General features: G+C 35.6%; 16 protein-coding genes. 11 read left to right on the top strand and 5 right to left on the bottom strand.

The features are described 5' to 3' along the window. Nucleotides 1-24: 24 nt before the first annotated feature. Together G6534_RS05180 and G6534_RS05175 are read right to left on the bottom strand one after the other, a co-directional pair. The gene (locus G6534_RS05180; RefSeq protein WP_059073344.1) at nt 25-1,038 is read right to left on the bottom strand and encodes a lipoate--protein ligase; all 1,014 of its coding nucleotides are present in this window, start codon (nt 1,036-1,038) and stop codon (nt 25-27) included. A gap of 66 nt (nt 1,039-1,104) precedes the next feature. Then, nucleotides 1,105-1,509, bottom strand: coding sequence for a reverse transcriptase-like protein (locus tag G6534_RS05175; RefSeq protein WP_059073345.1), 405 nt, complete (start codon nt 1,507-1,509; stop codon nt 1,105-1,107). Nucleotides 1,510-1,536: 27 nt separating this feature from the next. Between G6534_RS05175 and G6534_RS05170 the strand changes: the two genes are divergently transcribed. The 7 genes from G6534_RS05170 (at nt 1,537) to G6534_RS05140 (ending at nt 9,099) form a co-directional block, all read left to right on the top strand. Then, on the top strand, nt 1,537-1,935 hold the full coding sequence (locus tag G6534_RS05170; RefSeq protein ID WP_059073346.1) for an EbsA family protein: 399 nt from the start codon (nt 1,537-1,539) through the stop codon (nt 1,933-1,935). Continuing rightward, entirely contained in the window at nt 1,919-3,604 is a 1,686-nt protein-coding gene (locus G6534_RS05165) for a formate--tetrahydrofolate ligase (protein WP_059073347.1), read from the top strand. Before G6534_RS05170 ends, G6534_RS05165 begins: the two co-directional genes overlap by 17 nt. Continuing rightward, entirely contained in the window at nt 3,604-4,068 is a 465-nt protein-coding gene (gene lspA, locus G6534_RS05160; RefSeq protein ID WP_059073348.1) for a signal peptidase II, read from the top strand. The genes G6534_RS05165 and lspA overlap by 1 nt, the downstream gene beginning before the upstream one ends. Further along, nucleotides 4,061-4,963, top strand: coding sequence for an RluA family pseudouridine synthase (locus tag G6534_RS05155; protein ID WP_182083276.1), 903 nt, complete (start codon nt 4,061-4,063; stop codon nt 4,961-4,963). The genes lspA and G6534_RS05155 overlap by 8 nt, the downstream gene beginning before the upstream one ends. 105 nt (nt 4,964-5,068) lie before the next feature. After that, complete coding sequence (gene pyrR, locus G6534_RS05150) at nt 5,069-5,596, top strand: bifunctional pyr operon transcriptional regulator/uracil phosphoribosyltransferase PyrR (protein ID WP_059073349.1); 528 nt, start codon at nt 5,069-5,071, stop codon at nt 5,594-5,596. Between the two features lie 21 nt (nt 5,597-5,617). After that, nucleotides 5,618-6,706 carry a carbamoyl phosphate synthase small subunit gene (locus tag G6534_RS05145; RefSeq protein WP_182083220.1) on the top strand — a complete coding sequence of 363 codons (1,089 nt, stop codon included), beginning with the start codon at nt 5,618-5,620 and terminating at the stop codon, nt 6,704-6,706. After that, nucleotides 6,697-9,099 carry an ATP-binding protein gene (locus tag G6534_RS05140; protein WP_182083219.1) on the top strand — a complete coding sequence of 801 codons (2,403 nt, stop codon included), beginning with the start codon at nt 6,697-6,699 and terminating at the stop codon, nt 9,097-9,099. Before G6534_RS05145 ends, G6534_RS05140 begins: the two co-directional genes overlap by 10 nt. Nucleotides 9,100-9,143: 44 nt before the next feature. Here the strand turns inward: G6534_RS05140 and G6534_RS05135 are convergent, their stop codons facing one another. Next, a complete protein-coding gene (locus G6534_RS05135; protein WP_182083218.1) occupies nt 9,144-10,805 on the bottom strand; it encodes an Rqc2 family fibronectin-binding protein in 1,662 nt (553 codons plus the stop codon). Nucleotides 10,806-10,943: 138 nt separating this feature from the next. On the opposite strand from G6534_RS05135, the gene G6534_RS05130 reads away from it, so the two are divergent. The 3 genes from G6534_RS05130 to G6534_RS05120 all read left to right on the top strand — a co-directional run bounded on the left by G6534_RS05130 (nt 10,944) and on the right by G6534_RS05120 (nt 15,899). After that, nucleotides 10,944-11,810: a DegV family protein gene (locus G6534_RS05130; RefSeq protein ID WP_059073488.1), complete on the top strand. Its 867-nt coding sequence runs from the start codon at nt 10,944-10,946 to the stop codon at nt 11,808-11,810. 130 nt (nt 11,811-11,940) lie between these two features. Then, nucleotides 11,941-13,203 (top strand): CAP domain-containing protein, encoded by a 1,263-nt coding sequence (locus tag G6534_RS05125; protein WP_059073353.1) that lies wholly within the window; start codon nt 11,941-11,943, stop codon nt 13,201-13,203. Nucleotides 13,204-13,388: 185 nt separating this feature from the next. Then, nucleotides 13,389-15,899 carry an excinuclease ABC subunit UvrA gene (locus G6534_RS05120; protein WP_059073354.1) on the top strand — a complete coding sequence of 837 codons (2,511 nt, stop codon included), beginning with the start codon at nt 13,389-13,391 and terminating at the stop codon, nt 15,897-15,899. 59 nt (nt 15,900-15,958) lie between these two features. On the opposite strand, the gene G6534_RS05115 is transcribed toward G6534_RS05120, so the two are convergent. Beyond that, complete coding sequence (locus G6534_RS05115) at nt 15,959-16,546, bottom strand: site-specific integrase (protein ID WP_010019812.1); 588 nt, start codon at nt 16,544-16,546, stop codon at nt 15,959-15,961. 702 nt (nt 16,547-17,248) lie between these two features. Here G6534_RS05115 and ppsA point away from each other — a divergent pair. Next, nucleotides 17,249-19,651: a phosphoenolpyruvate synthase gene (ppsA, locus tag G6534_RS05110; protein WP_059073355.1), complete on the top strand. Its 2,403-nt coding sequence runs from the start codon at nt 17,249-17,251 to the stop codon at nt 19,649-19,651. A 50-nt stretch (nt 19,652-19,701) separates the two neighbouring features. Here ppsA and G6534_RS05105 read toward each other — a convergent pair whose 3' ends face one another. Continuing rightward, nucleotides 19,702-20,580 (bottom strand): LysR family transcriptional regulator, encoded by an 879-nt coding sequence (locus G6534_RS05105; RefSeq protein WP_059073356.1) that lies wholly within the window; start codon nt 20,578-20,580, stop codon nt 19,702-19,704. Nucleotides 20,581-20,601: the final 21 nt, after the last annotated feature.

Below are 20,601 nucleotides of genomic sequence, written 5' to 3'. Positions count from 1 at the left end.
TTTTGTAGAGAAGGCCAATTTCTGTTATGGAGTAAAGAGTTTTCCTAATTCTTGTTCAGGAATTCCCTTAAAATAATCATCCAAATTAAATTGATTGAGAACCTTTAAAATTTCATCGCGATCAAATTTAACATTTAATAATTTTTGTTTAATATCATTAACATCTTTCATACCGAAGAAATCACCATAGATCTCCACGTTTTCAACGACACCATTTTCGACATTGTAGCGGATATCAACCGTTCCCATATCGAAATGTTTTCTTTGCTTAGCACTGAAAGCAGGGGATTTTCCGTAAACCCAATCCCAATTGTAATAATATTGCTCTTTGATCTTATCAATGGCTTTTTGATCTGCTGGAGTTACGATATACTCTCGATCTTTAATTTCATCAAGATTGTTGGCGTGGAATAGTTCCAACAACAAACGATCACGGAATTGCTCTGTAGTTAGATCTTGATATTCAGGAGCTAAGTAAGGACGAAGGTTGGTTACACGACTTCTGATTGATTTAATACCCTTAGAAGCAATTTTATCTTTTTGAACGTGTAAAGCCTTAGTCAAAACATCCAAGTCAACATCTAAAGATAAGGTACCATGTGAGAAAGTTTTGCCGTTTCTAGAATACATTGCATTTCCAGAGAACTTCTTACCATCGACTAACAAATCGTTTCGACCAGAAACTTCAGCGGTAGTAGCGCCCATTTGATGCAAAGCGTCTATGATTGGTTGGGTAAACGACTTGAAATCACCAAAGTTTTTGTCATTAGAATCGACAACGAAACTAAAGCATAGGTTGCCTAAATCTTGATAGACAGCACCACCACCAGAAATACGACGAGTAACAGTGATGTTGTTATCCTTGATGTAGTCACTATTGATCTCTTCGAGTGTATTTTGGTTACGACCAACAATGATACAAGGTTTTTCAATGTAAAATAGGACTAATGGTTCATCAAATTTTACGTTATTCATTAAATATTGCTCAGTAGCAAGATTATCGCGGATGTCACGATCTTTCATTACAACGTAGTACATAAGGAAATCCCCCTCAATATTAATTGAAAACGGTTTAATCGTAGCATAGTTTTTATTTTCTAAAAACTATTTGGACCTATGTTTACGAATGTTTAACATTTTTTGATGAACTTGGGCGTGAGCAGCACTGTTTTCCTTGTCTGAGATGTGTTTAGCAAAGTAAAATGGAAACGATTCCAGTTCAATTAGGATTTCATCTAATATCGGTTGATAGTGTTTAGAGTATTTTTTATTCAAACTATCAATTACTATTTGGCTGTCTGAGTGAATTTGAATAGGATCATCATTCCAATTGTTTTCTATAATCTTTTTCAAAGCAACTTTTAATGCTAAGAATTCTAGATAATGATTGTCATTAAAATCCTGTTCAAACGCCTCACTATAAAATTTATTATTTTGCTTTATTACAAACGCAACGACGCCAAGATTTAAATTAGTATTTAATCCGGCATCGGTGTACAATTTAATCATATTATTTAGAACCTTTCAGGAGAAATTATGTCAAAGAAACATTTTGTTCAACCAACTGGCGCATGGGGCGTGATCATGTGGTCTATTGCATTAAGTCTAGCTTGTTTAGGTATTATTTTACAACTAGAGATCATGGCGTTTAGTTTTATTCCATTTATAGTTTGGATCATAGATGGCATTTATGTCTTTTATATTATTGCCAATTCTTGGATCAAAATCTCAAAAAACGAGATCATTATCAAAGAACCATACTATAAGACACGTGTATTTAAGCATGAAGATGTTAACATAAGGGCGGACAATAATTGGACAATGGAATTCCATTTTAGCAATCGGGATTTCTTTCCATTCAAGATTATTTCTACAAAGGGAATTTTAAATATAATCAAAAAAGAAGCAGGTGAAAGCAATGTCATTTCCAAGTGATATCGAAATTGCTCAAATTAATGAGCATGACAATATGAAGAATATTAACGAAATTGCTAAAAAAGTAGGTTTAACACCAGATGATATTGAACCATACGGTCACTATAAGGCTAAATTTTCTGGTCGTAGTATTAAAAAAACTATGGAAGAAAAAGATGATGGCAAGTTGATCTTAGTAACTTCCATTAATCCTACTCCAGCTGGAGAAGGTAAGTCGACTGTAGCTATTGGTTTGGCTGATTCTTTACAATCACTAGGCAAAAAAACTGTTTTAGCACTTCGTGAACCATCTTTAGGCCCTGTTATGGGAATGAAAGGTGGAGCTACTGGTGGTGGATACGCTCAAGTAGTGCCAATGGAAGATATTAATCTTCACTTTACAGGTGATATGCATGCCTTGACTAGTGCGGTCAATACTTTAGCAGCTTTGATTGATAACCATATTCATCAAGGCAATGCTTTAAATATCGATCCTAGAAGAATTGTTTGGAAGCGTGCTTTGGATATCAATGATCGTGCACTAAGAAACATTGTTGTTGGCCTAGGCGGTCCATTCAACTCGGTACCACGTGAAGAGCATTTTGAAATCACCGTTGCCAGTGAATTAATGGCAGTATTGTGTTTAGCACAAGATATCGATGATTTGAAAGAACGTATTTCAAGTATTTTAATCGCTTATACTTTCGATAAGAAGCCAGTTTTCGTCAGAGATTTGCACGTTGAAGGAGCAATCACAGTATTGCTAAAAGACGCTTTAAAGCCAAATCTAGTTCAAACACTGGAAAATACGCCAGCTATTATTCATGGTGGACCTTTTGCCAATATTGCTCACGGATGCAATAGTATCCTCGCTACTAAACTAGCTATGAAACTCGGTGACTATGCTGTTACTGAGGCTGGATTTGGAGCTGACCTTGGTGGTGAAAAATTTTTAGATATCGTAACGCCAAGATTGAACCACGCACCAAATGCCATCGTTATCGTTGCTACAGTTCGTGCTTTGAAATACAACGGTGGTCAAAAATTAGCCGATATTCAAAACGAAGACTTGAATGCTTTAAATCTTGGTTTCAAGAATTTGAAACGTCATATTCATAATATGCGTTACTATCACATCCCTGTTGTTGTCGCTATCAACAAATTTGCTACTGACACTGACAACGAAATTAAGCTTTTGACTAGCCTCTGCGATGAAGTTGGGGTTGATGTTCAATTAGCTGAAATTCATCACAACGGTAGTAAAGGTGGTCAAGCTCTAGCTAAGGCAGTTGTTAAAGCTACTGAAAAGGCTGCCAACTATACTCGTTTGTATGAAGATGAAGAAACAACTGAAGCTAAGATTGCGACAATTGCTTCAGAAGTATACGGTGCTAACAACGTTGAATACAGCAAGAAAGCCCGTAATCAATTACAAGTACTAAAAGATAATGCTTGGGATGATCTTCCAGTATGTATCGCCAAAACTCAATATTCACTCAGTGATGATCCTAAGAGACTCGGCTCACCAAGAGACTTTACGCTTCACGTAACTGATATTATTCCAAAACTAGGTGCCGGATTCGTTGTTGTTTTGACTGGTAACGTAATGACTATGCCAGGACTTCCTAAAAAACCAGCAGCTTTGAACATGGATGTTGATAACGAAGGTACTATCGGAGGATTGTTCTAGTGCAGTTAGTTTATTGGCTACTGTTTGCAGTATTAGTGGTTGGTGATCAAGCTTTTAAATCCTACGTAACGCTAAACATTGCACCCATGAGTGTACATGACTTCATCCCTGGTTTATTGTCAATTACGCATATTACTAATACTGGGGCCGCATGGAGCATGTTAGAAGGTAAGATGATGTTCTTTTACTTGGTAACTATCATTGCTGTGGTCGTTTTAGTATATTTATTCATCAAAGCTGATAAAAAAGATTATCTTTATCGCTTTTCTTTGATATTCTTATTAGCGGGCACAGTTGGTAATGCCATCGATCGTTTTACCAGACACTTTGTTGTCGATATGTTTAATCTGGACTTTATCAACTTTCCAATCTTTAATCTGGCTGATACTTACATCACTATTGGAGTGATTTTAATTATTGGCTCTTTGATTATCCAACTAGCAGGTGAGAAAAATAATAAGTAAGTCTTTTAACTTAGAATACAATGAAACAAAAAAGGGCCGTTTAGATGCCTTTATTAACGATGAAATTTCTGAATTGACACGTTCACAAATTCAAAAATTTATCAAAGACCAAAATATTACCGTCAATGGACAACCAGTATCTAAAAATGGTTTTAAATTGACAAATGGTGATAAGATTCTGGTCAATGTTCCAGAAGAAGAGCCAATCGAGGCAATTCCAGAAGATATTCCTATCGATGTCGTTTATGAGGATGATGATGTTTTAGTAGTCAATAAGCCCCAAGGAATGGTAGTACATCCCGCTGCGGGACATCCGGATAAAACTTTGGTCAATGCCGTTTTGTATCATTGTCAAATTAACGATGATGACATGATCAGACCAGGTATTGTCCATCGAATCGATAAGGATACTTCAGGTTTATTGATGATAGCGAAGAATAATTTAGCTAAGCAATCATTGATGAAACAGCTCAAAGAAAAGAGTAATCTTCGTGAGTATGTAGCAATTGTTCACGGTAACTTCAAGGAAAAAACTGGTAAGATCAATGCTCCATTAGGCCGTTCAAAGACTGATCGTAAGAAACAAGCGGTAGTTGAAAATGGTCGAAATGCTGTAACTCATTTTACTGTTTTGGAACAATTTGAAAATTACTCGCTTCTCAAATTAAAATTAGAAACTGGTCGTACGCACCAAATCAGAGTACATATGCAATATATCGGTCATCCCGTCGCTGGAGATCCTTTGTATGGTCCCAAAAATACTCTAAAAGGTAATGGTCAATTTTTACATGCTAAGACCTTAGGCTTTGTTCATCCAAGAACTAAAAAATGGATGGAATTTTCAGTTGAGCCTCCAAAGATTTTCTTGGACACTTTAATGCAATTACGTCATTGACAGTGAAAGCGTCGTGCTATAATGTAAAAATAGAATTGTGTGCGATTATAAATAAATTAAAGCACTCACTTTGTGGGTGTTTTTTTTTGAAAGTAGGGAAAACTAATGGCAAAAGAAATTATTGATGGTCAAACAATGACCCGTGCATTGACACGTATTACTTATGAAATTATTGAAAGAAATAAAGGGATTGAAGATTTAGTTCTTGTGGGTATTAAAACACGTGGCGTTTTTGTGGCTCATCGAATTGAATCTAGATTAAAACAATTGGAAAATATCTCTATTCCTGTTGCTGAATTAGATATTACGCCTTATCGTGATGACCAAACTCACGAAGAAAAAGATATTTCTAAAGTTGATGCTAAGCCTTTAGGAATCGATATTAATAACAAACATGTAATTTTAACTGATGATGTTCTATACACTGGAAGAACTATTCGTGCTGCTATGGATGCTTTGATGAGTGCTGGTCGTCCTAAGAAAATCTCTTTGGCAGTTTTAGTAGATCGTGGACACCGTGAATTACCAATTCGAGCTGATTTTGTTGGTAAAAATATTCCAACATCTCAAAAAGAAAAAATCAAAGTTTCAATGAAGGAAATCGATGGAGAAGATAAAATCGAAATCGAATAAACATTTGAGGAGTTGCTTTGAATGAAACGTTATTTAATTTTAGAAGATGGAACAGTTTTTCCTGGAGATGGTTTCGGTTCTTCTATTATTACTACTGGTCAACTAGTGATATCAAATAATCGTACGGGGATTGAGCAATCGGTAACTGATCCTAACACTGAGGGCCAAATTATCGCTTTTACAATTCCTTCTATAGGTAACTCAGGAATTAATCGTGATTTCTATGAATCAATCAATTCACAATGTAAAGGGGTCGTGATTGGCTCCTCTAGTTTGTCGACGGTTAATAATTCTATTTCGTTTGAAAAATGGATTACTAGTTTGAAAATACCTGGTATTAAAAACGTTGATGTGAGGGCTTTATCAAAGCATATTGCTGAACATGGCGAGATGAAAGCTAGTATCATGGATACACACGATGAACATGCAATCGACCAGATCAAGGCTTTAGTGCTGCCACCAGATTTAGTCAAAAGAGTTTCAACTAGACAATCGTATCCTAATCCTAATATAGGGCTAAAAATCGTTATCATAGATCTTGGTTTGAAGTATTCAATCTTGAGACAATTATCTTATCGAGATTGTAATTCGATTATTGTGAATTATAATGCGACGATTGAAGAAATTGAAAATCTGCATCCGGATGGGATTATTTTCTCTAATGGTCCTGGAGATCCTAAAGATTTACCTAAAACAATCGAACGAATTCAAATTCTGCAAAAAGATTATCCAATTTTAGGAATCGGTTTAGGCAGTCTATTGATTGCCTTAGCTAACGATTGTCAAATAACTCACTTACCACAGCCACATCATGAATCTTCTTTAGCAGTGAAGGAAGTAGCCAGTGGCAAAATTGATTTTGTCAATCATAATCATTCTTATACGCTAGATCAGAAGTACATTGGTAGTTCTGATTTTATTGTGACTAATATTTGTGTTGCGGACGGTACTATCGAAGGAATTCGTCATGAGTATTTGCCAATCATGGGGGTTTTGTTTGAACCGGAAGCTGCTCCTGGACCAACTGACGGCTATTATGTATTTGACGAATTTATCGATTTAATTGAATCAGTCAAGCAACAGGAGGGAATTAGAAGTCAATGGAATTAGACGATGTACACACAATCTTAATTATCGGACCTACTAGCAGCGATAAAAATGTAGATTTATCGACCGCTTTATATGATACCGTTGACATCTTGCATCAACTCGGTTACAAACTTTCTATTATTGTTGAAGATCCAACATCATTGTTATCATCCGGCGTTTTTTACGATAAGGCTGTAGTAGAAAAAGTTACTGGTGATAATGTTTTAAAGTATGTTCAAAAATATCATCCTGATTCAATTTTGCCAATTGTCGGAGATAGAAATGCTTTAGGGATTGTATCTAGTTTGAACGGCAAGATTGGTGAAACAAAAATTTTAGGTCCTAGTTTTGCGGCTTCTTTAGCTACATTTAAACGAGAATTATTTATTAAAAAATTAACGCATGCAAATTTACCAGTCATTAAATTTGTATCTTCTGATGATGAAAAAGAGATTTACAGTTTTATTCGTTCAATCGGCTTTCCAATCATTGCTAGAAGACGTTATTCTAATCGCCATTCGAGTGGTTGGACTAATATCAACAATTTGTTTGAATTAGACAACTTCATGGCAATGGAAGATATTTCAGATACCAAAATTGAAATTGAACGTAGCATTCGTGGATTTAGCGAATATTCTTTTACAATTTTACGCGATCGTTATGACAATTCTTCACTAGTTGGAACAATTGAAGATATTGAACCAATTGGTATTCATCACTTGGATTCTAATTTGATTTCACCTGCAATTTCTCTCAATGACTCCAAGTTGCAACGTTTGAGAAACTTTTCAATCAAATTAGCGAGAACTTTTAACATCGTTGGTGTTTGTACGGTTCACTTTGCCTATAACCATGCAACAAATGAATCTTATATTACAGAATTTATTCCTCGTTTGAGTGAGGAAACTAAATTCTTGGAATATGCGACAAGTTACCCAGTAGCTACAGCAGTGGCTCAATTGTGTTTAGGATATCATCTTGACAAATTACAATTAGATGCCGGAAATTACTTTAACGGAGCTACTGAGCCCTTTGTTGACCATATAACATCACGCTTTCCACAATGGTCGACTAATGACCAACGATATTTGGGCCCTAGCAAAACTTCTAATTCAAGTATTGTCGTTAACGGTTTTAGCTTAGAAGAAGTTTTGAATAAAGGTGCATTGAATGATAAATTAAATAACAATTTCAATCGTTACAATGAATTACGAAAATTGGACGATGATGAATTGTTTGAAAAAATAATTCATCCCACTAATTGGATGCTAGATGTTTTGTCGGAAGCTTTGAGAAGGAAATTTGAAAAGCCTGTCTTATCAGAAATTACTGGTATCAACATGCCTTATTTGACTGCTTTACAAAATATCATCGATAATAGTTTGATTATTCGTGAAGGTGAAATCGATGGTAAGAATGTCGAGCACATGGTCAATATGGGTGTTAAAGGCGTTGGTCATTCGAAATTATTGCTAGATAGTTCAGATATCGTTACAAAAACAGTTGTTAAAAATAAGCAGGCTGTTTCCGTAGCTAATAATGATTTTATCAATCACAATTACTTTGTAACGAGTGGTATCAGCAATGAATTGCAATTGAGCGATCGAATGAAGATAATTGTTAGAACACCTATTATTACTTCAAAAACTGATATTATGATTCGTCAATTTGTTTTGTTCCAATTGGCAAAGTCAATCGACCAAAATGGACTAGAACCAATTATTATTGGTCGTGAACCTTGGAATGCGCCATTATCAATGCGCCGCAAAGTAGTGGAGATCGATGATCCACACATGGAAATGAAGAATCTTGGTTTGATTTCAAATGACAGCGTGTTAAATATCATTGATCTTTCTAAAAACTTAATTGAGACAGATGATAAGCGAGTCTTTCAATTTAGTGCTCAAGAGTTAAAGAATTGGAAATTAACTGGAAATACATCAATTCGAGTAATGGTAGTCAGTGACGGTAAAAACTATTTAGCTCCATCAGTGATTTATCAAGCAAAGCGCGACGGTCATTTGTATGAAATAAGTTCTGTCAACAGTTTCATGACAATTGAGGATAGAGCTAGTATTTCACGACTTATCAAGCATGAATTAGAAGATGATCACAAGGTTGATATTTATAACTTTGAGTTCGTAAAAAGCACTGACCATTGGTTGATGACCAAAAAATATCGTGGTATGACTAATGATATTATTCGCCATGAATTAGCTAGTTCTGTTCATGTAATTGATACTTTGGTTAAATTATTGCTAGGAAATAAAATCGATAATGATTTGACCTTAGAAAAAATCTTTGATAATTTCGACGACAAATATTTGTTGACAATCGATTCAAAACGTTATCAATTATTAGATGAGGAAGAAACAAAAGCTGAATTATCTAAATTAAGAAAAAATGAAAAATAAAAAGACAATGATTTCTATTTTTAAAATGAAATCATTGCCTTTTTTTAGTTTTCTTTTAATGATTCGACCAATTTACGGTCTGGATCAACTAAGATAGTTTTTTGTCCTTCAAAGATTACGTAACCAGGTTTAGCACCATTAGGTTTTCTAATGTGTTTGATTTGAACGTAATCCACTGGAACCTTGCTGGAATCACGAGCTTTGGAATAATATGCAGCAATGACAGCAGCTTGAGTAATAGAATCTTCATCCGGAGTGCTAGTCTTTAAAATAACGTGAGATCCAGGGATGTTCTTAACGTGGAACCAATAATGATTCTTTTGGGATAATTTCATCGTTAATTGGTCATTTTCCAAATTATTTTTACCGACGGTAATTTCAATACCATTAGTAGTTTGGAAATTTTCACCAATCTTTTTCTTACGTTTTTTACGAGCATTCTTACGCTTTTTCTTAATATACCCAGAAGAAATCAACTCTTCAACGATCCCGTCAACATCTTCAATATCAACGTATTCTAAGGAAGCCAAGACCGACTCTAGATAGTTTACTTCATTAGTAGTAATTTCTAATTGTTCATTGATATGAGGAATAGAATTTTGTAACTTACGATACTTCTTATAATAGCTTTGAGCATTCATTGAGGGAGAATATTCAGGATTAAGTTTGATCGTGACATCCTCGTTGTTGTAATAATTAGTCAAAGTTATTGAACTGCTACCATGCTTGATTTTAGACATGTAAGTCGTTAGCAATTCACCGTAAAGATTATACTTACTCATGACGTCAGTCTTTTTCAATTGTTGATTGAGCTTTTTAATCTTGGATTTATCTTTTTTCAAAATAATATCTAAACGGTGAGTGATACTCTTAGTCTGTTGTTCGATTCGATCCAATCGAGCCTTATCCAAATAAAAATTGTCTAGCAATTCGCTTAGACTAGGATAGGCTGTAACTTCAGTAGTAGTATTTGTAAAGCTAATAGGGAAGAAACCTAGTTTATTCTTATCGTTAGATTTTGCTGTATTAGGATGAATCTGATTTTGATAGAGATCTGTAAATTCAGCTAAATTGTGTCCAGCTTCAACAAAATCAGCTAATTCTTTTGAAGTATCCAAACCAATTCCTTCAAATTTAGCTCGGAGATCGCTAGCAGATAATCCGGTACCAGTTTCACTAGTGGTGAACGGATTGACCTTATTTTGAGCAGGTGGTAACTTATAATCGTCTCCCGGCAATAGTCCTCGATAACTATTGTTTTCTGGTGAAACACGTTTGATTAAGTCAACGATTTTACCAGTTTCTTTGCTGATCAAGAAGATATTACTGTGACGAGCCATGATTTCAGTAATTAAAGTATAATCGTGGATATCACCCAGTTCATTTTTGGCCGATAAATCGATCATGACGACACGGTCATTATTTAATTGATGAAAATCTTGCACGATTGCACTCGTAATGTATTTACGTAAAGACATGACAAAAGTGGAAGGTTTAGCCGGATTAGCAAAGGGTTGGTCAGTAATTTGAACTCGAGCATAACTAGGGTGTGCCGATAACAAAAGTTGACGATTTTTCCGATTGCTACGTACTGTTAGAATCAATTCGTTAGCGAATGGTTGTTGGATCTTACTGATACGACCACCGCGAAGATTCTGATTTAATTCGTTTACCATTGCATGGGTAAACATTCCGTCAAAAGACATATATATAATTTCCTTTCTAAAAATACCTGAGAATTTCTGAAACTTTTATGTTGTAACAAATATAAAAGTGAATGAGTATGATATAATCTAATGGTTATACAATCATTATACGTAACCAAACAAGGAATTGATAAATTTATGAAAATAGCCATTGTAACTGATAGTACATCTTATTTGCCACAAGAAATAGTCGATAAATATCATATAACAGTTGTACCGATTGAGGTAGTATTTAATACTAAAACATATCGAGAAGACATCGATATTACTACATCTGAATTTTATGATTTATTACAAGAATCACCAGAATTACCTTCAACGGCTCAACCTTCTCTTGGTGAAATGATGAACGTATACGATAAATTGGCTAAAGAAGGCTATGATACCGTAATTTCGATTCATTTAGCAAGTACTATTTCTGGATTTGTTAATAATCTAAAAAGTGCTGCTCAAACTATCGACAATATTAATGTCGTGGTTTACGATTCACATATCACCGTTCGTTTAATGGGTTATTTGGCCCAAGAAGCTGCCAGAATGGCTCAAGAGAACAAACCATTGGATGAGATCGTCGCCCGTTTGGATTCATTGAGAGCATCAATTGGTGAGTCATTCGTTGTAGATGATTTAAAAAACTTAGTTAAAGGTGGCAGACTTTCCAATGCTTCTGCAGTAATTGGTACTGTCTTAAATATTAAACCTTTATTGGAATTTGACAACCAAACTCATGCAATTGTGGCTTATGATAAGGTTCGTTCCATGAAGAAAGCTAAATTAAAGGCTGAAGAAAAATTGGCTAATGCCATGCAAGAGGCTGATTATCCATTGAGATTATTAGTTATCGACGCTGACGATAAAGAAGCTGGAGACCGTTGGGCACAAGAGTTAAGGGAGAAATATCCTGATAACACTTTGGAACGTTCATACTTTGGACCTGTTATTGGAGCACATCTCGGTAAGGGAGCGCTTGCAATAGCTTGGATCAGGGATTTTGATAAATCATAATTTAAGGCCGAAAGGCTTTTTTATTTTGCCGAAATAATATAAAATATTTATTATAAGTAATGCTTTATTAATAACATTAATGAGTTAAAATGAATGTAGCCATTATCTACACAGTGAAAAGGGGAGTATCATGTTTTCGAAAACAAAGAAAACGGCTATTCTACTAGCCGCCAGCGCACTTCTTGCAACAAGTTTAGGAGGGAATCTTGCTTATGCAGATACCACCGCTACGACAAATCCCACAGTATCAAATACCACCGAGAATAGCGATAATTCCAGTGTAGCCACTGCCACAAACGACAATGACCAAGAGAATGTTGTCCAAAATAACAGTACAACTAAAGATAATCAAACTGCCTCAACGAATAATTCTGACACTACAAGTACTGCTAGCACAGCTACTACTCAAGCAGCATACCAAAAAATCGATACAGCTGCTGTTCGAGTAGCTATGCTTTCAGAATTGAATCGTTTACGTGCCCAAAACAATCTACAACCATTAACTTCAGTAAATACTTTGAACAGTTATGCTCAAAGTAGAACTGATAGTTTCCTCGGTTCTGGTGGTGTTGATAATCATGCAGGTTGGAATTCAGCTAATATGTATCCATACAATTTAACAGCCGAAGAGAATATTGCTCAAATGCCATATTCAATGCTTGGTACAACTGATCCAACTGTTATCGCTCAAAAAATTACTAATGAGTTCTACAGTGAAATGTATGATCCTGAACCAAATTATGGTCACAGAAAGAATATGTTAAATCCTTATGTGAACTTTGTTGGTATTGGCGTAAGTATTGCTGACAACGGAATGATTTATTTCTCACAAGAAATGGGAAATAATCAAGAAACTTACAGCAAATATGATGCCAGTGACGTCTATGCTTATTATCTAACTAACGATAATGATTATGCTAACGTTTCTCAATATGACATTGCAGACGCTAAGAAGACTGATGCTGATTATCAAAACAGAGACAATTACAAGACTGCTGACCTTCGTGGTGGTGTAACAACTAAGAATCAAGTGACACATTTATATGATCGTTATGGAAATCAAAGAACTGATTTGGCTCTTGCTCCAAATAGTGAGTGGATTTCTGATATGATCGCTATCATTGACGGAAACTTCTATTATCATGTATCTACTAATGGTTTTGTAGCAGCTGATGACGCTTTGCCATGGGCTACATTCTTAGCTGGTTCAACTGTTAGAACAACTGCTAATGCCAAAGTTTATGACAATGCTGGTAACTATACTGGTAACACCGTAAACAATGGTACTGAGTGGATCGTCGATCGTCGTGCCGTTAATCCATTGACTAACGTTAAAATGTACCGTATCGGTACTAACGCTTGGATTCAACAAAATCAATTACAACAATTATAAAAAACAAGGAAGCCTTAATTGGTTTCCTTATTTTTTTGACTAATCGTTTGTAAACATCTTTAGAAAGTCCAATTTTCAATAAAAAATTGTTTTGATTGTTACGTGATTGTATATATAATTTATACTGTCATTAAAAATGTAATTAACTGTTAAATCATTATTCATAAAAAGGAAGTATTGATTGTATGGATAAAAAAATTGAGGTTCGAGGAGGAAAGGTCAACAATTTAAAAAATATCAATGTTGACATCCCTTTGAATAAATTTGTGGCTATCTCTGGACCATCCGGATCGGGGAAAAGCTCGTTAGCTATGGGTATCTTGTACGCTGAGGGTTCGAGAAGATACCTAGAAGCTTTATCAACTTATACGAGAAGACGAATTAGCCAAAGTAAACGTTCAGATGTCCAAGAAGTTAAGCACATTCCTTCAGCAATCGCTTTACGTCAGCGTCCTGGAGTTCCTTCCGAAAGATCGACTGTTGGTTCGATGAGTGAAATTTTTAATGTTATTAGATTGATTTTTTCACGTTTAGGATCAACGGTTTGTCCAAATGGTCACCGAATAAAACCTAGTCTTAAAATAGCTCAAGCGATGGATTTACCGGGAGACCGTATGGGAGTGATTACTTGTCCCGTCTGTGGTGTTGAATTCATGGCCAAGTCAGCCGAAGATTTCGCCTTTAATTCTGGTGGTGCCTGTGTGCAATGTCATGGTACTGGTAAAATTCGTGAATTAGATGAAAGTAAATTAATCGGCGATGAGTCATTAACACTTGATCAAGGAGTGGTTGCTTCATGGCACCTTCCTGGAAGAAATTTCATGCCAACTGTTGCAGCAACTCTAGGAGTCCGGACTGATGTTCCTTATAAAGATTTAACTGATAAAGAAAAAAATATCGTTTTACACGGTGAAAAGAAACAATATTCGGTTGACTTCAGGACTTCGACCGGTCGTGTTTTTCACACTGATAAAACACTGTATGAGAACGCCTATGAAGCAGTTTATGACTCTTTAAAGACTGTTAAAAGTGAACGTTCTATCAATAAAATTAATCAATTTTTCCATTTTTCAGTATGTCCAACTTGTCACGGAACACGTTTGAATCCTGAATTATTAACACAAATCGTCGGCAAGAAGAATATTGCTGAAGTATCTGATTTAACCCTAGGTAAACTTGGTGATTGGGAAGTACAGACAAAGTCAGAACTACCTCAAGAATTGCAAGCCATGGCTAGAGTACTTTTTAAGAATTTACATGATACCTTACAGCCACTGCTTGATTTAGGACTAGATTATTTGACCTTATCAAGAAATGGTAATACTTTGTCGACCGGTGAACTGCAACGAATTCAATTGGCAAAGACTTTAAGAACTGAAACAACTGGTGTTCTTTACGTTTTAGATGAACCATCAATTGGGCTACATCCTGATAACGTTAAAGGTTTGATCAATATTTTTCATAAATTGATTGATCAAGGGAACTCTTTAGTAGTCGTTGATCACGAAGTCGACATCATCAATGCTGCTGACTGGGTGATTGAAATTGGTCCGGGTTCTGGAGATGCCGGTGGAAATGTTATAGCTCAAGGCACGCCGCAAGAATTAGTTCATGATAAGAATTCGTTAATCGGTCCGTTTATTTCTGGAAAAGCAAATATTATGCATGAAAAGGTACCTTCAAAGAAAAATGCTGCAGATCTAACAACAAATTTCGAAGTTAAAGATTATTTCAATCTACACGATATCTCAGCTTCAATACCCGGAAATAAAATAACTGCTATTACTGGTTTTTCAGGAGCTGGAAAGACTAGCTTGATTTTGGATAGTTTAGTACCAGCTATTGAGAGTAAAAAGAACAAACAGGCATTACCCAAACAAGTTACAAAACTAGATACCAAATTAACTAATGTTGTCAGCATCGATGCTAAACCAGTTGGTAAAAATACGCGATCAAGTTTAGCAACTTATACGACAATCATGGACAATTTAAGACGCATGTTTGCTGATTTGCCTGAATCTAAAGCTAGAAAATATACTATTTCGAACTTTTCCTATAATAATAAACAAGGTGCTTGCGAACATTGTGGTGGTATCGGAAAAATTTCCTTAGATATTCAGTATCTTCCAGATATGGTCGAAGTTTGTCCATACTGTCATGGCAATCGTTTCAAGGATGAGATCCAACAAATTCACTGGCACGGTTATTCCATTGTTGATTTACTCAATTTATCAGTTAAAGATGCATTAAAGATTTTTGAATCTGTTCCAAAAATTGAAAAACAATTAAAGCTATTGGACGAAATCGGACTAAATTACTTACATCTCGGTGAAAGCACTCCAGAATTATCTGGTGGGGAAGCTCAACGATTAAAGTTGGTTAATCATCTGAATGGCAAACAGGATAAGACTATGTTTGTTTTCGATGAACCATCTGTCGGTTTACATCCAATTGATGTTCAAACATTGCTCGGCGTCATGAATAAATTAAAATCAGAAGGAGCAACGATTATTATCATTACTCACGATTTAGATTTGATGACCAACGCTGATTACTTAATTGACTTAGGTCCAAAAGGTGGTGCCGCTGGTGGTAAATTAATGGCTGCCGGTGATCCAAGTAAATTAGTTGAAAATGCATCAAGTTTAACAATCGATTACTTAAAAGAACATTTCCAAAAATTTAATTTAGAATAAAAAACATAAAAACAAAGACAGCTCTAACATTAATTTGTTGGGGCTGCCTTTTTGTTTAATTATCCAAAGTCAACTTGATCAAGCATTTGTTCACGGGATTCCTGATCTAATCCTAAATAAGCTAGAGTCATCTGTTGACTACTATGATTCAACAAACGCATGACTAACGCAATATTGTAATTAGATTGGATATAGACACGATAAGCTCCAGTTTTTCTCATCGTATGCGTCCCCAAATAATTAATTCCTAATAAATCTCCGGTCTTTGCCATAATCTTATAAAATTGCTTTTCCGAAACGTGTCGATTAGGACGTTGCATTGAAGGGAAGAGCCATTCTGAATTAATGTGATTTTCCAAAAGCCATTTTTGATAAATCAATAAATCGCGTTTGATTGGTCGCAAATACAAAGTATTCGGTTTCCCAGTTTTCTTATCGTGGATATAAGCATTTTTTCGTAATTCATCATACTCGTCAAAAACATCACTATACTTCAAAGACATAACATCGGATACTCGAAGTAGAGTTGCTTTGCCAGTCTGAAAAATTGTGTAGTTACGACGACCATATTTAAAATTCCTCAGAAGCGTATTTTTAACTTCATTTAGGATATTTGTATCTTTTATAGGTAAAACTAGCTGTTTCATAGCTCCTCCATCATGGGGACTATTATTTAGTTATATTAATAAATAACCCCTACTATTTTATTGTAGTTTTTAAGTGCTGATACGTCAACATTTTGCAGGGGCTATTATTTACAAATAGCCCCCGTTTTTGACAAAAAAGAGCCATTTTTGTGAATGTTAATTCTATGGTCAAGTTCATTCTTTAAACTACCACTTGTACACATGTTATTCATAGAATACGTCTCTCAGACACAAGGTAATTTTTCCATTTTGAATATAAAATTTGGAAAAATTGGTCACAGATTATGTAGTTTTTTCTAATTTAAGAAACAATGATTTATATAATTTTGATGACTATAGTTTTTTTATATGTTCATTATCAGATCCACCATTGATATTTCACCTTTTAAAAGAAAAGATTGATAAAAATGAGTTTAAAAAGCCCCATATTGTGAAACAATTAATTTGCAAGAAACAAAATATATTTTTTGTCTCAATCAATACCAATCATTTTCAATCATCCATAGATAGCACAAATATAGTGGTGCTGTGATGGTTATACCAATTTTATCGTTCAAAAGAAATCATAAAATTTTCGATGAAAAAACATAAAATAGGGTAACATTTTGTTACAAAGTGAACTATAATGAACTTGTGGTTGAAAGCGGTTACATTTCAACTCTCGGAAAGATTCAAGGTAAAAATCAAAAGGAGGTAATATTTATGAGTAGTCGTGATACTGCTAATGTTTTATGGTTTGATGAGTTACATCGGGAAGATGTTAATTTAGTAGGAGGAAAGTCTTCTTCACTGGGAGAAATGACTTCTTCGATGGATGTACCTGTGCCTTATGGCTTTGCGACAACCGCACGTGCATATCAACACTTTATGGCTCAAACAGGTTTAAACGATAAGGTTAACGCATTGCTTGAGGGTATCAAGGACTACGAAAATTCAGATGAACTACATGCAACATGTGAAAAGATCAGAAACTTGATTGTTGGCGCAAAAATGCCTGACGATTTAGCTAATGATATCGAAAAGGCATATGCTGATTTATCTGAGAAAGTTGGACAAGACAATCCATTTGTTGCTATCAGATCTTCTGCTACAGCTGAGGATTTGCCAAACGCATCATTTGCTGGTCAACAAGAATCTTATCTAAATATTAAGGGAGCTGCTGATGTAGTTAACCGTGTACAACAATGTTATTCTTCACTATTTACAGATCGTGCAACATATTATAGACACAAGCAACACTTCCCACATGAAAAAGTTGCTTTGTCAGCTGCAGTTCAAATGATGGTCTTCTCAAAGGCTTCAGGTATTATGTTCTCAGTTAACGTTGCTAATGGGGATGCATCTAAGATCGTTATCGATTCAATTTATGGTTTAGGTGAATATATCGTTTTAGGTAAAGTTACACCAAACCACTTCGTTGTCGACAAACAATCAATGAAGATTGACGAGAAGAACGTCGTTAAACAAACAATTCAATTGGAAAGAAATCCTGATGAGGGTACTGTTGAAAAAGCAGTTCCTGAAGAATTACAAGAAAAACAAGTTCTTACTGACGAACAAGTTATTGAATTAGCTGGATATGCTAAGGAAATCGAACGTCACTATGGCTGTTACATGGATATGGAATTTGCTTTGGACAAGAACACAAATCGTCTTTGGATCGTTCAAGCTCGTCCAGAAACAGTTTGGTCACAAAGAAATAAGAAGAAGAAAGCAGAATCTGACGACGAAAATACTGTAGCTGAATCAGATGCTAAAGTAGTAGTTCGTGGTTTACCTGCTAGTCCTGGTGTTGCTAGTGGTGTCGTTCACGTAATCGATTCCCCTGATGACATTGATAAATTCAAGAAAGGTGAAGTCTTAGTTACTTTGATGACATCTCCTGATTGGGTTCCAGCTATGAAGAAAGCCGCTGCTATCGTAACTAACAATGGTGGTATGACTTGTCACGCTGCTATCGTTTCAAGAGAAATGCAGATTCCTTGTATCGTTGGTACTAAGAGTAAAGGTCAAGCTGCTACAGAATCATTCAAGACTGGTGATGTAGTTACAGTTGATGCTACAAACGGTATCGTTTATGCCGGTAAAGTGGAAGGAATCGCTAAGAAAGCTGAGAGTAACGCACCTGCTAGCGGACAAGTAGTAGCTGCCGAAACATTTGCTCCAACAGCAACTGGTGTCATGATGAACTTGGGTGATCCAGACTTAGCTGAAAAGTACTCAACATTACCAGCTGATGGTATTGGTCTAATGAGAGAAGAATTCTTGTGGACCACATTTATTCACGAGCACCCACTATATTTGATTGAACAAGGCCATCCAGAAAAAGTCATCAACATGTTGGCTGATGGTATTTCTAAAGTTGCTCGTGCTATGGCTCCAAGACCAGTTGTCTTACGTCTATCAGACTTCAAGTCTAGTGAATACCGTAACCTCAAGGGTGGAGACAAGTATGAACCACATGAACCAGCTGATTTGTTAGGTTGGCGTGGTGCTTCTCGTTACTACGATCCTAAGTATATTGAAGCCTTCAAACTAGAACTTGGTGCTGTCAAGAAAGTTCGTAACGAATTTGGTTTGAAGAACTTGAATATCATGATTCCATTTGTCAGAACTGTTGACGAAGCTAGAAAAGTTACCGATATTATCAAAGATGAAGGCTTAGTTCGTGGCGATGACTTCAAGATCTACATGATGGCTGAAATTCCTTCAAATATTATTTTGGCTGATCAATTCAATAAGTACGTTGATGGTTACTCAATCGGATCAAATGACTTAGCAATGTTGATTCTAGGCTGCGATAGAAACAACGATACTGTTTCAAGATTGTTTGACGAACGTAACTTGGCTGTAAAACGTGCTATTAATCACTTAATCAAGACAGCTCATAAAGATGGCAAGACAGTTTCAATCTGTGGACAAGCTCCATCAGAATACCCAGACTTTACTAACTTCTTGATTCAATGCGGTATTGACTATGTATCAGTTAACCCTGACATGGTCAAAGCTACAAAACGTAATGTTGCTCACTTCGAACAAAGAATCATGCTTGACAAGGCAACAGGACGTGGACTAAATGACCCAACTGACTATGATTGGGAATAAATAAATAGTCAAAAAGATACCTCCATGATTTTGGGGGTATTTTTTTTTGACTATTTTTGAAGTGAGGCTTTTAGACGCTTTATAAATAACTGCGAGACCTTAGATAAAACAGTATTCTTTTTCCAAACTACGGTGATTGGTTCAATTATTTGTGGAGATATTGGGCGGAAGATTAAATTCTGAACATTATTTCTATTCAGCAAATGATCAAACGTCAGCATATAAGAATGGCTACTTTGTACTAATAATTCGGCATTGTAGGCAAGGGTAAAAGTTCCAGTAATATTCATCTCTGGACCAAGATTGCCCCACCAATTGTCAAAACGATGACTAGATAGAGCTTGGGATGATACTAATAATGGAAGATTCAGAAGATCTTTTGGTTCAATAACTTCTTTGTTAGCCAATAATGCATCTTCGCGCATGATGACACCCCAATGGTCAGTTTCAGGCATCTGTAAATAATTGAAATCATCCAAATCCCTTTCACCCATAAAGACAGCAAAATCTAGAGTCCCATTGTTGAGACTTTTTTCCATCTCATTAGCATCCCCACTGATTAGGTGAGTTTTGACATCAGGGTAGTCTTGACTAATATTTCCCAAGACATCGAGAATTCGTTTCATCCCAATACTTTCACCAGCACCAATCGTCAAGTCACCACTAATAATCTGGTTACTTTGAATATTAGCGCTGATTTTTTTAGCCAGTTTGACCATTTCTTCGGCCTTAGTATTAAGGTATTGACCTTCAGAAGTTAAAGTTATTTGCCGATGTCCACGAATAAACAACTTTGTTCCCAACTCGTCTTCTAAGTCTGATAACTGTTTAGAGAGGGCAGGTTGTGAGATCAACAATTTTTCGGCAGCTTTAGTGATGTTTTTTTCTTGAACAACAGCTAAAAAATAACGTAAAACTCGTAATTCCATAATCGATTCCTTCCATAACTT

Source organism: Companilactobacillus pabuli, assembly GCF_014058425.1.
GTDB lineage: Bacteria > Bacillota > Bacilli > Lactobacillales > Lactobacillaceae > Companilactobacillus > Companilactobacillus pabuli.
This window is presented reverse-complemented; position numbering and strand designations above follow the sequence as displayed.